This window comes from Streptomyces sp. NPDC058525, assembly GCF_042719495.1.
Classification (GTDB): Bacteria; Actinomycetota; Actinomycetes; order Streptomycetales; family Streptomycetaceae; genus Streptomyces.
Map to the genome: position 1 here is coordinate 13034 of NZ_JBHXNP010000080.1, position 14133 is coordinate 27166.

General features: G+C 71.6%; 11 protein-coding genes and 1 pseudogene. 9 read left to right on the forward strand and 3 right to left on the reverse strand.

Going from position 1 to position 14133, the window contains the following annotated elements; translation table 11 throughout:
• The first annotated feature begins 157 nt into the window (after positions 1-157).
• The 6 genes and pseudogenes from ACFWP3_RS30105 (at position 158) to ACFWP3_RS30130 (ending at position 5795) form a co-directional block, all read left to right on the forward strand.
• Positions 158-829 (forward strand): sporulation delaying protein family toxin, encoded by a 672-nt coding sequence (locus ACFWP3_RS30105; RefSeq protein ID WP_384227234.1) that lies wholly within the window; start codon positions 158-160, stop codon positions 827-829.
• Positions 830-914: 85 nt separating this feature from the next.
• A complete protein-coding gene (locus ACFWP3_RS30110; RefSeq protein ID WP_384227237.1) occupies positions 915-1514 on the forward strand; it encodes an SdpA family antimicrobial peptide system protein in 600 nt (199 codons plus the stop codon).
• On the forward strand, positions 1514-2461 hold the full coding sequence (locus tag ACFWP3_RS30115; protein WP_384227239.1) for a sporulation-delaying protein SdpB family protein: 948 nt from the start codon (positions 1514-1516) through the stop codon (positions 2459-2461). Before ACFWP3_RS30110 ends, ACFWP3_RS30115 begins: the two co-directional genes overlap by 1 nt.
• Before the next feature lie 45 nt (positions 2462-2506).
• Positions 2507-2956, forward strand: a complete 450-nt coding sequence (locus ACFWP3_RS30120) for a hypothetical protein (protein ID WP_384227242.1) — start codon at positions 2507-2509, stop codon at positions 2954-2956.
• A 243-nt stretch (positions 2957-3199) separates the two neighbouring features.
• Positions 3200-3340: pseudogene (locus tag ACFWP3_RS30125) on the forward strand (IS5/IS1182 family transposase); the annotation flags it as partial.
• 385 nt (positions 3341-3725) lie between these two features.
• Positions 3726-5795, forward strand: a complete 2070-nt coding sequence (locus ACFWP3_RS30130; protein ID WP_384227244.1) for a hypothetical protein — start codon at positions 3726-3728, stop codon at positions 5793-5795.
• Between the two features lie 10 nt (positions 5796-5805).
• Here the strand turns inward: ACFWP3_RS30130 and ACFWP3_RS30135 are convergent, their stop codons facing one another.
• The gene (locus ACFWP3_RS30135; protein WP_384227247.1) at positions 5806-7134 is read right to left on the reverse strand and encodes an RICIN domain-containing protein; all 1329 of its coding nucleotides are present in this window, start codon (positions 7132-7134) and stop codon (positions 5806-5808) included.
• A 215-nt stretch (positions 7135-7349) separates the two neighbouring features.
• Positions 7350-8078 carry a hypothetical protein gene (locus tag ACFWP3_RS30140; protein ID WP_384227250.1) on the reverse strand — a complete coding sequence of 243 codons (729 nt, stop codon included), beginning with the start codon at positions 8076-8078 and terminating at the stop codon, positions 7350-7352.
• A gap of 323 nt (positions 8079-8401) precedes the next feature.
• On the opposite strand from ACFWP3_RS30140, the gene ACFWP3_RS30145 reads away from it, so the two are divergent.
• Positions 8402-8791 (forward strand): cupin domain-containing protein, encoded by a 390-nt coding sequence (locus ACFWP3_RS30145; protein WP_384227252.1) that lies wholly within the window; start codon positions 8402-8404, stop codon positions 8789-8791.
• Between the two features lie 167 nt (positions 8792-8958).
• Here ACFWP3_RS30145 and ACFWP3_RS30150 read toward each other — a convergent pair whose 3' ends face one another.
• Entirely contained in the window at positions 8959-9723 is a 765-nt protein-coding gene (locus ACFWP3_RS30150; protein ID WP_384227255.1) for a BTAD domain-containing putative transcriptional regulator, read from the reverse strand.
• A 213-nt stretch (positions 9724-9936) separates the two neighbouring features.
• Here ACFWP3_RS30150 and ACFWP3_RS30155 point away from each other — a divergent pair, with 213 nt between their 5' ends.
• Positions 9937-10827, forward strand: coding sequence for a peptidoglycan-binding domain-containing protein (locus ACFWP3_RS30155; RefSeq protein WP_384227256.1), 891 nt, complete (start codon positions 9937-9939; stop codon positions 10825-10827).
• A 61-nt stretch (positions 10828-10888) separates the two neighbouring features.
• Complete coding sequence (locus ACFWP3_RS30160) at positions 10889-14104, forward strand: hypothetical protein (protein WP_384227258.1); 3216 nt, start codon at positions 10889-10891, stop codon at positions 14102-14104.
• Positions 14105-14133 lie beyond the last annotated feature (29 nt).

Genomic DNA, 14133 nt, shown 5'->3' on the forward strand with positions numbered 1-14133 from the left:
ATATTCGCCCCTTTTCGCACGGATGTGAGTGCGGGCATATTTGCTAGACTTGCGATCATTCACTGTGCGAATATCCCTGAGGCAAGATCACGCATCGGGGGGCGGTGGATCGTATGCCTTGCTGCCCCCTGACGTTTTTCTGACGAGGGGAATGCAGTTGAACATCAAGCAGCGCGGCATCCTGATTGTGGCCGGCGTGACCGCGGCCGCCTTGTGCGTGGCCGCGGCGCCGTCGGCGATGGCGGAATCGAATGCGGTGTCTGGGAAGACCCTTGCCGCTGCGCCGTCCGTCTCGGCCAAGCTCGATGGTGAGAACGTCTTCCGTGGCCTCTTCTTCGGGCAGGGCGAGGTCGGCCGCGGTCTGTCGCAGCTGGACCTCTTCGCGGAGGCCCGCCAGCACCTCGACAACGACGACCTCGAGGAGATCCGGGCCTCGAACGCCGTGATCGACCTGATCAACAAGCGGTCGCCCGGCTTCTTCGCCGACCTCAGCGCGAAGACCCGGAGCGGGGACCCCCGCCAGGTCGAGAAGGCAGTCATCGGCGCCCAGGACATGCTCCTGTCCGTGGCCCAGAAGGACGACAAGGCCGCCCCGGTCGAGAACGGCCAGCTCTGCGGCGTGACCGTCGCGGTCGGCGCGGCTGTCGTCCACATCGCCGCTGTCGTCACCGCGGCCGGCGCCGTGGTGACGGTGACCGTCGCCGTGGGCGCCAACTTCGTCAAGGGCAAGAACTGGTTCTGGAGCCCGCAGCCCACCACGGGCGACGGCACCCCGCTGTCGAAGGACGAGGCCGTCGCCCAGGTGACGAAGGCCCTCAAGGCCGCGTAAGCGGTGCGGGGGCGGAGAGGCTGCAGACTCTCCGCCCCCGCGGTGCTGTTTTCCCGTCCCGGCGGCAGAGGACCCCCACCCCACCATGAACAGCAAAATTCGCACGGCCTGTGCCGCATTCACACGCAGCGGAACAGGCACAGCCTCCGTGTCCCGGAAATCGATCGCCCTCGCGTGTGTCGTCTGGTCGGTGATCGTCCTTTACGCAGTCCAGGAACAGGTCCCGAAAAACGTCATCACATTGCCGGGGCAAACGAAGGTGAAGCATACAGTCGTCAATGTCGCACCCCAAGGGTGGGCCTTCTTCACCAAATCACCGCGTGATCCCGAGGTCACCCCCTACGAGCAGACATCCAGCGGGTGGCGAGGGATTTCGCTGACTCCGCATGCCTCACCTCACAACGCCTTCGGCCTGAACCGTGAATCACGAGCCCAAGGCGTGGAAATCGCCATGCTGCTCTCGGCGGCCCAGAAATCCGACTGGCGCGACTGCACGGACAGCCGCGAAGCCTGCCTGTCCAACGCGGGGCCCGCTGCCCGAACGGTGGACAACGGCTCACCGGACCCGACCCTGTGCGGGACCGTGGGCCTGCTGCAGGAACGCCCCACCCCGTACGCATGGCGGGACCTCGTACCCGAGTCCCACTCCACGGAACGCGTCATGGTGCTGGAGGTGACCTGCTGATGCGACCACGCACCATCACCCTCCCCTGGGCCGCCGGCTACGGAATGGCCCGGACCCTTCTCGCCCTCGGCACCCTGGGCACCCTCGCCTTCAGCGACAGCGCGACCCTCTTCCAGGAGGTCTCCACCGTCGGCCAGTACCCGCTGTGCCGGGGCGTCACAGGAGCCGGAGCGTTCTGCCTCGTCTCCCCAGACCACTTCGAAACCGTGCGCTGGCCATGCTGCTTGATCCTGGTCATCGCGGCCAGCGGCTGGCGGCCCAGACTCACCGCGATCCCGCACGCCTACGTCGCGTTCAGCGTATTCACCGGGATCTCCATCCCCGACGGCGGCGACCAGGTCACGTGGATCCTCACCCTGCTGCTCGTCCTCGTGGCCGTCGGCGACCCGCGCCGCTGGCACTGGCAGCCTCAGCCGGACCAGCCGTCGCAGAACAGACGCAGCAGCACCTGGGCCTTGATCGGGGTCAGCGCGATCACCCTGGCCCGCATCCAGATGTCCGTCATCTACTTCCAGTCGTGCATGGCCAAGCTGCCCCACGCCGAGTGGGCCGACGGCAGCGCCCTGTACTACTGGATCAACAACTATGCCTTCGGCGCGCCCGACTGGCTCAGGCCTGCCCTGAACCTGATCACCGACAACCCTGTGGGCGTCGCCGCGATGACCTGGGGCCCTGTCGTACTCGAGATCGTTCTCGCCGCCGCGCTGCTCATGCCGCAGAAGGTGAGGTGGGCACTCCTGCCCGCGGGAGTGCTGTTCCATCTAGGCATCGCAGTCGTCATGGGCCTGTGGAGCTTCGCCTTCGCCATGTGGGCCGGCCTGCTGCTGCTCCTCGCCCCCTACGGGCACGATCCCCGCCTCACCCGTCTGTGGCACAAGCGGGCCAAAGCTCCCAGACCAACGCCTCCGGACGCGGAAGAACCTGCCCCGCAACCCGTCCACGCCTGATCACCCCGCACATCGATGGGTCATCCCCCTGAAAGGACTGCTCCGATGAGCTCCCGCACCCTGCAGTTTCTCACCGTGGCTCTGGCTCCGACTGCCACCGTCATGCTCGCGGCCACCTCCTCCTCGGCCGCCGGCGTGCCATGGTCCGCCAGCCACGTTACCGCCACCGCCGACGGCACCAGGTCACTGGAGAAGGGCAGCAGCATCCTCTCCTCCACACTCGTCGTCCAAGGCGAACTGAAGAACACCGGCCCCGGCTGCTACTCGCTGTGGACGACGGCGATCCACGATTTCGCCCCCACCCCCGCACGCAAGCTCGCCACCCAGTGCGGCCCTGGCAGCACCCCCGTCAGCTTCAACACCCACTACGCCCCCACCACCACAGCCTCGGCCTACATCTGCAAGGACGAGACCGCCCGGAACTGCGGCCAGCGGGTCTCACTCACCACCTGGCCCATCAAGCAGGCAGCTCCGACGACAGCAGCCGCCGAGTAGCAAGACACTCCCTGCGCACGGTGGTGGAGGAAATCACAGGAACACGCGGCAGGCGCGTACGGATTCCGACCCGGCGCTTGTCGAGGCGGGCCGTCGCAGACCCGGGCGCGCTGACGCCGTCCACTGCGCCCATTCGTCTGGGGTGATCCGCGGTGAGACCCAGCGGGGTGGCTTCGGCAGGTTGGGCGAGGCCACACCGGCGGGGTCTGGGAGCATCCCGGCGAGGTGCCGTACCCCGGTATCGAGGCGGCACCAGAGGGCCGAATCGACTGGAGCATGGCGCGCGTCGACTCGACGTTCTGCTGGGCACACCAGCACGCAGCCCGCGTCCTCAGCCGCGCGCCGCGGGATCCGGGCTGCCCGGCCAAGCATCGTTTTGATAAGGGAACCCCTCTACGGCCTGGGACCACCGACACTGAGCGCCGCCGTCTCACCCTTGCCGCGGTGAAGTGTCTCCCGGCCGACGCCGAGACCGCGCAACTACGCGCGGGTCTAGCGCAGTTGCGCCATCGTCGTGATCATTTCCCTCCTCAGTCCCTTTCGGGGACCGAATCCACAGGGCGGCTCGCTGCCCTCCCGGCACTGGCCGGCGTGCCATCACGGGCCGACGCCCTCTCCGTACGCGAGAACCGCACGGTCCGTACGGGCGAACCCGCCAGGCCCGTACGGGCGAACTGCCCGACCCCGGCGGGGCGGTCCCGGACGGGGCGCGATCCGGAGGTGTCTGCTGACGTCGACCGTGCCCCGGAGGCGGAGGAGCGACATCCCGATGCGCATGCGCCGTGCCCACAGCCGTGCCCACAGCCGCGCCGCCCTGCCGGCGGCCCTGCTCGCCGTGGCCGCCGCGTTCGGCCCGGCCGTCGCCGCGGCCGGCGACCCGCACCCCGCGGCCGCCCCCGAGGTCCGGCGGGACGGCGTCGTCCGCGGCGCCGCCGGCCCGGTACCCGGCGCCCTGGTCACCGTGTACGAGGCGGGCACCGGCTGGGGCGAGTCCCCGCGCCCGCTCGGCACCGCCCGCACCGACGACCGGGGCCGCTTCCGCATCACCCACACCCCGCCCCGCACCCCCGGCTCCGTGGTGTACCTGACCGCCGACACCCCGCCCGCCGACGACCAGCAGGCACCTGAGGGGCGCGTCGCCCACCGGCCGGAGCCCGTACGCCTGGCCGCCGTGCTCACCGGAGCCCCGGACACCGGAAACGGACGACGGCCCCACGGCATCACCGTCACCGAGCGGACCACCGTGGCCGCCGGCTTCGCGCTCGCCCAGTTCACCCGGGACGGCGGCTTCGCCGGCCCCTGGCCCGGCCCGCGCAACGCCGCGTACGTGTCCCACAACCTGGCCGACGTCACCACCGGCGGGATCTCGGCCTTCCTGGCGGCCCCGCCGAACGGCTCCCAGACCTCGACCCTGCGCACCTTCAACTCCCTGGCCGACGCGGTCGCCGCCTGCACGCTGAGCACCCGCGGCTGCGCCGACCTCCTCGACACCGCCCGCCCGCCCGGCGGACCCCGCCCCCGCAACACCCTCCAGGCCGTCGCCGACATCGCCCGCGCCCCCGGCACCCACCCCGACCGGCTGTTCGAACTGGCCCGCCGCAACCCGACGTACACCCCCGCCCTCGACACCGCACCCACCGCCTGGACGCTCGCCCTGCGCTACGAGGGCAACGGCCACGAGATCGACGGACCGGGCAACATCGCCTTCGACCGCGGCGGCGACGCCTGGATCGTCAACAACTACACCTACAACGCCGACCCCCAGATCCCCGTCTGCGGCGGCCGCCAACTGCTGCGGCTGCGCCCCGACGGGCGGGACGCGGCAGGCGCCCCGTACGAGGGCGGCGGCCTGTACGGGGCCGGATACGGCGTCGCGTTCGGACCGGACGGCGACCTGTGGGCGACGAACTTCGGCTTCCAGGGCCGCGGCTGCGCCCTCGACCCGGACCCCCTGTTCCGCAGCATCTCCCAGTTCGACGCCCACGGCCGCGCCCTGTCACCGCCGCAGGGATGGCGCCAGGGCGGGTACGTCCAACCGCAGGGCGCCCTCGCCGCACCCGACGGCACGCTCTGGGTGGCCAACTGCGGCAGCCGCAGCGTCACCCGCATCCCCGGCGGACGCCCCGAGCGGGCCCAGAACATCCCGGTCGGCGGCAGCGCCCTCGTCAAGCCCTTCGGGGTGTCGCTGGACGGCCGCGGCCGCGCCTGGGTCACCGGCAACGGCAGCGACAGCGTGGCGGTGTTCGCCCCCGACGGCACCCTGGAGCGTACGGTGACCGGCGGCGGGCTGCGCCGCCCGCTCGGCATCGCCTCCGACAGCGAGGGCAACCAGTGGGTGTCGAACAGCGGCGCCGTCCCCGTGCCCTGCGAGGACGGCACCGCGCAGCAGCTCGCCGACGCGGTGGGCCCGGCGGGCGGCCCCGCCGCGGACGGCGCCTCCGTCACCCTGATCGGCCCGGACGGGACCCCGGCGGCGAGCCCCTTCACCGCGGGCAGCCTGACCCTGCCCTGGGGGATCGCCGTCGACGGCTCCGACACGGTCTGGGTGGCCGACTTCTCCGGCCAGCGGGTCACCCGCCTGTGCGGCGTACGGACGACCGCCTGCCCGCCGGGCCACCGCACCGGCCAGCCGATCTCCCCCGCGACCGCCGGCTACGGCAGCGACGGGCTGGTCCGCAACACCGGCGTCCAGATCGACCCTTCCGGCAACGTCTGGCTCGCCAACAACTGGGAACTGGCCCCCGTACAGACCAACCCGGGCGGCCACCAAATGGTCCTGTTCGTAGGCCTGGCCACCCCGGTCCGCACCCCCCTGATCGGCCGGCCCCGAGCCCTGTGAAACGCCCCGCTCAGCGGGCGGCCAACCGCCACTGACGCTCGGGCATGCTCCCACACGGGGCCTGAACGACGGCGGCGGCCTGCCGGGTGTCCGCCCCGGCAACCGTCAGGCACAGACCGCTGTTGTCGTTGACGATCCGGTACAGCGCCTGGCCGGCTTCGTCGGCACCGTCGCGGTCGAGCCGCCACAGGTGGTCGGGGTGGTCACCGCACGGGTACTGGTTGACGATGACGCCCGACGCTTTGTCCGCGGCGGGCACGGCCGCGCAGAAGCCGCTGTTGTCATTGACGATCCGGTACAGGGGCCCGGCGCCGCGCTCCCAGGGCTCAAGGCGCCAGAAGTGGTCGGGGAAGTTCCCGCACCCGAACTGGTTGAGCGCGATGATGCCGGTGCTCGCTCCGGGCACCGCCAGGCACATACCGCTGTTCCGGTTCACGATCCGTACCGGTACGCCGACCGGGACGCCCTGCACCGTGGTGGCCGACGGCCGCGGCGCCGACGGGGTGACGGGCGGGGCGGCGGGCGGCGCGGCCGGTTCCCGGGTCGGTTCCCGCGTAGGTTCCTGGGAGGCGGAGGGTTCCGGGGACGGTTCCGGGGTCACCGGTCCGGACGGGGTCGGCTCGGGACCGATCGACGGCTCGCCGTCCTGAACCTGACCGGGCTCCAGCTCGGACGGAGCGGCGAGATCGGCCTTGCCCTCCGCCCGGTCCGCCTCGTTGGCAACGACGAGCACGGCGACGAGCACCGCGAGCGCCGCCCACTGGGCCGGCGTCCGCCACCGCCTGAACCGTTCGGCACGCCGCGTCGGAGCGGCCGGCTCGCTCTCGGACGACGGCTCCACGTCCGGCTTCGCGTGTGGTGGTACGTCCGGCTTCACGTCCCGCTCCACCACCGGGTCCACGGCCGGCTCCGGCGACGAGCCCGCACCGGCTGACGCCTCCGGATCCGCCACCGAACCCGACTCCGGACCTGCTCCCAGAGCCGACTCCGGCGATCCATCGGCCACCCCCGCGGGAATCGGCGCAGCCGACGCGGCAGGCTCCAAGGCCGCGATCGACGCCACGGCCGCGGCGTGCAGCCGACGGGCCTTGAGCAGCTGCTCTCCGCGCGCCCGGGCGTCGCGGGCGAAGCGGTCCTCGACGACCTGGGTGAGACGGGCCATCGGAATGACCTTCAGCCCGGAGCGGTACTCGCTCCACACGCTCCTGCTCAGCCGGTACTGCTCCTCCAGCCGGCTCACCGTTAACTCGGCGGTCAGTTCCCGCAGGAACTGCGCGAGCGCGTTGGCCTCGGCCGTCCGGCCCTTCAACGGCCCCGGAAGGCGCCCAGCTCTCTTCATCTCTCCCCCTGCACTGCTCCCACCCCACCCCGCCCCACTTCAACGGATAATCAGATCAGTTCCCGGCATCCTGTTCCACCGCTTCCCCCAACCAGGCCGGCGAGGATCCCCACACGATTCAGACGGCTCGCGCCGCCCCCGCCCACACGCCAGGCCTGCGCCCGGCCCAGGCCGCGGCCCGCTCCAACTGCCCGGCGAGCCGGAACAGCAGGTCCTCACGGCCGTACCCCGCAGCGAACTGGACCCCGATCGGCATACCGGTGGCGCGAGCGGCACCGACATCGCGGGCAGACCGGCGACGTTGAACCCGGCGGTGAACGGCGAGCGCTGGAACAGGTGCTCCAGCCACCCCAGCCCGTCCGCATCCTCCGCCCCCGGCCGTAGGTGCCCAGGGCCACCCACACCTCGGGCAGCGTAGGAGTCAGCGGCACGTCCTGCCCCGCCGCGAACTGGGCGGCGACCGAGCGCGCGACCCGATTGCGCACGCCAACGGCGTGCACGAACTCCGCACCACTCACCTTCCGCCCCCACTCATAGCTCGCGAGCATCTCGGGCTCGACGGTGGACCCGTCCACGGGCCGGCCGAACACCCCGGCGAAGCCGTCGATCCACCGCACCAGATTCGCGGACCACAGACGGGCGTTGGCGAAAACGAACTCCTCCCAACCCACCCCAAGATCCGCGACCGTCACCTCGACCTCGACCTGATGCCCCAGGGATTCCATCAGCCGGCCGGCAGCCGGCGTCGCCTCCCTCACGGCCGGTTCCACGCCCCGCCCGCTCCACGGGCTGGTCACCAGCCCGACGCGCAGCCGCCCGGGTTCCCTGTCGACCTTTACGAACAGCCGCAAGCCCCCTATCTTGAACGCGTTCAGATTGAACACGTTCAACCGATGGGCGGACATGGGCGATTTCTGGTTCAGCTTGATGTACTTCTTCTTCATAGTCCTCCCTGTGGGCATCTGGGTGATCACCAGATTCCTCAAGGAGTGCTGCGCGCGTCGCAAGCTACGACGCATACCCCCTCGCACGACGACGGCACCACCCCCGAGACCGGGACCGCCCCCTCCGGCCCCCAAGCCCGAGCCGCTCCACCCTGCCGAAAGGCCCACCCTTAGGGACCTTCCGCAGCAATCGCGACGATCCGCCTCCACTAAATTCGGCACATGACCGCAACGACCGGCGGGGCGCCCACACCCCAGGCGCACCGCGCCCCCGCCGTCCCGTTCCGGCACCCCACACCCCCCGTTCCACAAGGACCCCGCCCATGTTCGGCATGACCATCACCACCGCCCCCGACGCCACCGAAACCCAGGTCCTGCGCCTGGACCCGGAGGGCGGCCCGTTCCGCGAACTCGCGGCCGTCCGCATCCACGTCCCCGCGGGCGGCACCGTTCCCGCCCACTCCCACGGCACCTCGGAACTCCTGCTGACCGGCGTCACCGGCCCGGTGGAAGCCTCCTGCGGCTGCGGCGCCAAGACCGTCGGCCCCGGCACCTTCGCCATGCTCCCCGCAGGCAAGGAGATCACCCTGACCAACCACGGCACCGAGGCCGCCACCGTCCTCGCGGTCCTCTCCCAGAGCACCTTCACCGACGCCCTGCCCCGCGCCCAAACCCCCGGCTGCGGCTGCAAGGCCCCCGGCCACACCGCCTGAGCCGACGCCCCTGACTCCAGCCGCGGGCATCAGGCCTCCACGCGGTGGCCCGCGAATCCTGAACAGCACCTGGCTCAGCGAACCGCGGCTGCAGAAGCTGCTCGCCCCGAACCGACAGTGCCGTCGCCGTTCTCACCTCCGGGGACTGGCAGCACGGAGAAGTTGTTTCAGCAGCCGAGGATGCGCTGCTGGATTCCGCTCAGTTCCGCGCCGGGCTCGATGCCGAGTTCGTCGACCAGGCGGCGCCGGGTGTCCCGGTACATCGCCAGGGCGTCGGCCCGGCGGCCGTTCTGGTGCAGCAGGCTCATCAGCCGGGCCAGCACGGCCTCGCGCAGCGGGTGCGCCAGGGCGAGTTCCTGCAGGCCGGCGATGGCCGCCTCCGGTCGGCCCAGGGCCAGTTCGGCTTCGGCCAGCAGCTCGACCGCCCGGATGCGCTGGTCCTCCATCCTCGCCACATCGGCCTGTACGGCGGCGAGCCCGTTCAGGTCCCCGTACACCGGTCCCCGCCACAGGGCCAGGCTCCGCGTCAGCAGCTCGTACGCCGGCTGCGCACGTCCCACGGCGAGTTCCCGGCGGCCGGCGGCCAGCAGGAACTCGAACCGCAGGGCATCGATCTGCTCCCCCCGGACCACCAGCCGGTAGCCGCCCGGAACCCCCCAGACCCGCGGCGCTGCCGTACGGTCGACGTCCGGCAGCGCGAACAGGGCCCGCAGCCGGGAGACGTAACTCTGCATCGTGTTGACCGCGCTGGCCGGTTCGCGGCCTTCCCACACGGTGTCCACCAGAGTGGTGAGCGGTACCGCCTTTCCCCGGGCCATCAGCAGCGCGGCCAGCACCGCCCGCTGCCGTGCCCCGCCGAGGGGCAGGGCGCGGCCGGCGAACCGTACCTCCAGGGCCCCCAGGACGCGGAGCTCCCATCCTCCACAGACCACGTTCGTGCTCTCCCCCCTCCGGCGCGGCGCTGCGCCGGTCCGTATGCCGGGATTGTTCCCGGCCTCCGTGTACATCGAATCAATGCGTGCTGAATGCGCCCCGGCGCACCCGAAGCGCACCCGAAGCGCATGCGAAGCGCACGTTCCGTGCACGCACTCTGCACTTCACCCCCTTCAGGCTCGGTCCGGGATCCGACCGAGGGGGGGGCGAGGATGACCACCAGCTGGATCGCGGGGGCGGAGCGGCTCGGCGACGGGGTGATCGGCGGTGCGATGGACACTCCGGGGGCGCCGCCCCGGACCGTCTGGCACACCACCGAGAGCGGGGCCGGCGACGCCGCTTTCGACAGCGTCGGTGCGTACCTGATCAGCGCCTGCGCCGAGCCGCACCTGCTGTACGACCCGACCACCGACCGGCTCGGGCAGTTCGGGCCGCTGGACCGCAGTGCCCGCGCGCTGCGCAACGACGGGTCGCTGCGCACCAACCGGACCGGCCGGGTCTGCGTCCAGGTCGAGGTGCTGGCCCGTGCGCACAGGCCGTTCACGGACTACTGGAGGCCGGGGCCCCGGTTCGCCGCGCTGCTGGCCGCGATCCGGTCCTGGGGTGTGCCCGACCAGTGGCCGGCCGGCGCGCTGGCCTCCTCGCCGACGTCGCCGTCCAGCCGCGAACGCGGCGTCTGGCAGTCCGCCGGCGGCCACTACGGCCACGCGAACGTGCCGGGCAACGACCACTGGGATCCGGGCGCGATCTCGCGTACCGCCCTGCTGGAGGCCGGCCGCGGTACCGGGCCGGGCCTACCGGACGGCCCGTCCGGCGTGGTCGTGTCGCTGTCGCGGGTGATCGCGGCCGCTCGCACCGACCCCGCGGCGCCGCAGGGCTCGGCCGTGCACCGTTCCGATGTGCTGCCCGTGGAGCGGGCCCTGGTCGCGGAGGGGCTGCTTGCCGCCCCGTGGGCGGACGGCTCCTTCGGGACCCGGACCGTGACGGCCTACGCGGCCTGGCAGCGCCGGTGCGGGTTCAGCGGTCCGGACGCCGACGGCATCCCGGGCCGCTCGACACTGCAACGCCTGGGCGCCGCCCACGGCTTCACCGTCAGGCTGTGACCGGGCGTTCCGTCCGCAGACCGTGGCATGCGCGCCATCCGCCGCTGAACCTGGAGAAAGCATGGAACCGCTGTTCCGCATGTCCTTGATCCGCCCCGCGGTCAGCCAGGACCCGGGCAAGCCCGGACTCGAACTGGCCCAGCAGTCCGCCTTCCAGACCGCTCTGGCCACCGCCTCGGGCTCGGCCGAACCGCGCACCGAGCTGCGCAGGGTGTCCGGCGAGTTCGTTGCGTCCCCCCGGTTCGTCGGGGAACCGTCCAAAGTCCCGCTGGGTGCCCAGACCGCCACCTTCGCCGCCGCCCTCGGACGGCTCCTGGCCGGGCAGTCCGCCGAGCTGCCGGGCTCGTTCCGCCCGTTCGTGGTCAGCGCGGCACGGGAGGCGTACGGGGCCGATCCGGCTGCCGTCATCGCCGGACAGCCCTACCTGGACGCGGTGTCCCGGCTCCGGGACAGCATCCTGGCCATCAAATACCTGCCCACCGAGCACGGCAGGGCGATTGAGGGCCTGACCGAGCAGCTGCGGCACCTGGAGCTGCTCGCCCGGCTGGTGTCCGAACCGGCCTTCCCCGCCCAGGCCGAGGACGTCCGCCGGGCACTGCGCCGCCCCCTGAAGCTGCCCCGGGCGACCGGCCTGGAGCCGGAGCTGTCCACCGGCGCGGCGGAGCGGCGCCGGCGGGAGCAGGAGGCGCAGGCCGCGGCCCGGCGCCGCGAGCGCGCCCAGCTGCTGCTGACCACCCACCAGCGGCTTCGGGACGCGCTCGGCGAGCTCACCGGCCTGGGCGGCGAGCATCTCCAGGCGACCGCGCAGACGGCCGGGGAAGCCGTGGTACCGCCGGCGGACTTCCAGCCTCCGGCGGCGCTGGAACGGCAGGTGAGCTTCCACAACCGGCTGAGCGAGGCGAACCTGCGCGCCCTGGACACGAGGGTGCCACCCGCGGCCTCCTCACCTACCGCGGCCACCGAGCCGACGCCCACGCCCGTTCCCCCGCCCGCCGCCGAGCGCGAAGCGCCCGCCGCCGACCCTCAGCCCCCCGCCCCGCCGCCGGTGCAGGTGGAGGGCGCCGCGAAGCTCGCCGGAACGGTGTTCGGAGCCAGGCCCGACCTGCTCTCCGGCACCCCGTCCTTCACCCCCGTCCTCCTCGGCGACACCGCCTTCCGGCTCCGCGACAGCGCCGCGGACAAGCTCAGCGCCGCGACGAAGACCGTGCTGTCGGAGCGCGGTGTCGTCCTGACCGCCCAGCCCCTGGACCGGATCGTCAACCTCCTGCGTGACGAGCAGGGCACCATCGGAAAGGAACTGGAGACCCTGGTGGGCCGGCCCACCAGGCGCAGTGTCAAGCGCATCGGCGACACCCTCGTCACCGTCTCCACCCCGCTGCCCTCCCCGTGGACGGCACTGGTCGTCGGCGAGACTCTGCCGCCCGAGTCCATCCCCCTGGAGGACAGCCGCGTCCCGCGCACCCGCGGCACCGTCGCCCCGTCCGGTGTGGCGGACCTGATCCTGGTGCGGCAGCAGCTGATCGGCTACGCGGGCGCCGACATCGCCCACATCGAGAACGTACTGCGCGGCGAGTCCAAGCAGCGCGAGCACATCCGGCGCCAGGAGACCGAGCAGATCACCTTCACCGAGTCCGAGACGACCACGACCGAGGAACGGGAGCTGGAGTCCACCGACCGCTACGAGATGACCCGGGAAGCCAGTGCGGTCATCAAGGAGGAGGCCCAGCTGAAGGCGGGACTCACCGTCTCCGGCAAGTACGGGCCGACGGTCGAGTTCACCGCGTCCGCCGAGGGCTCGCTGTCCCGTGCGAAGGAGGAGGCGACCAAGTCGGCGGCCACGTTCGCGCAGGACGTGACCCAGCGCAGCTCCAGCCGGATCGCCAAACGCATCCTGGAACGCACCTCGCTGCGCGTCACCACCGAGGTGACGGAGAAGAACTCCCACGGGCTGGACAACCGGGAGGGCAACAGCAACATCTCCGGCGTCTACCAGTGGGTCAACAAGGTCTACGAAGCCCAGATGTACAACTACGGGCTCAGGACCATGTTCGACTTCATGATCCCGGAACCGGCCGCCTACTTCATCGAGACCCTGCAATCGGCGCACGCCAGCGCGGTGCACGTGGAGAAGCCCACCCCGTTCACGCTGCGCCCCGACCAGATCTCCGAGCTCAACTACACGCAGTGGGTGAAGCTGTACCACGCCACCGACGTCGCCCCGCCGCCGGAGATCTACCGGACCAAGTCCTTCGACTACCAGGCGGGCGGAGGCGACAGCAAGACCGACTACACCCACTCGGGGCAGATCACCATCGACGACGGCTACATGGCCGTCCAGGCGACCTGCGGCACGGTGATGAACACCTGGCAGCAGAACTGCTGCGTCGACGTCATCATCGGCAGCAGGCCGCACCGGTTCTCCGACGACGGCCGCTGGATGTGGACCACCGCCATGGCCGCAGAGCGCGACTCCGTTCCGATCACCGTGCAGACCTGGCGGGTCTCCCACGTCGGCGTCGCCGTCGAGGTGAAATGCCAGCGCACCGACCGGGCCATGGCCAAATGGCGCCTGGAAACGCACGCCAAGCTCACCACCGCCTACCTGGCGCGCCTCTCGGAGTACGAAGCGCAGATCGCCGCGCTCCAGCTCCAGGCCGGGGTGGTGATCCACGGCCGCAACCCCGAAGCCAACCAGCTCCTCGTCGCCGACGAGCTGCGCAAGAACTGCGTCAGCATCCTCACCGACCAGCACTTCGACCTGTTCGGCGCCATCGACACCGTCTACGGAGCCGACGGCCGGGCGATCCCGCAGGTCGACGTCGCCGAGGCCGCCGCCGAAGGCGCGTACGTACGCTTCTTCGAGCAGGCCTTCGAATGGGAGCACCTGACCTGGGCCGCGTACCCGTACTTCTGGGGACGGAAGGACAAGTGGGACGAGCGGCTGACCTACGAGGACCCGGACCCGCAGTTCAACCAGTTCCTCAAAGCCGGCTACTGCCGGGTCACCGTCCCCGTCCGTCCCGGCTTCGAAGGCGCGGTCGACCACTACATGCACTTCGGGGAACTCTGGAACGGCGGTCCGCTGCCCCCGATCACCAGCCCGCTCTACCTCCCCATCGCCGACGAGATCGCCGAACGCCTCCGCCGCCCCGGCAGCGAGGTCCCGCAGGGCGCCCCGTGGCGGGTCCGCATCCCGACGACCTTGGTCAAGCTGCGCCGCGACGACTCGCTGCCCACCTGGCGCAAGGACGCGGCGGGGGACTGGGTCGAGACCTGAGAGACGGACGGACGGGAGCGGCGGGAAAG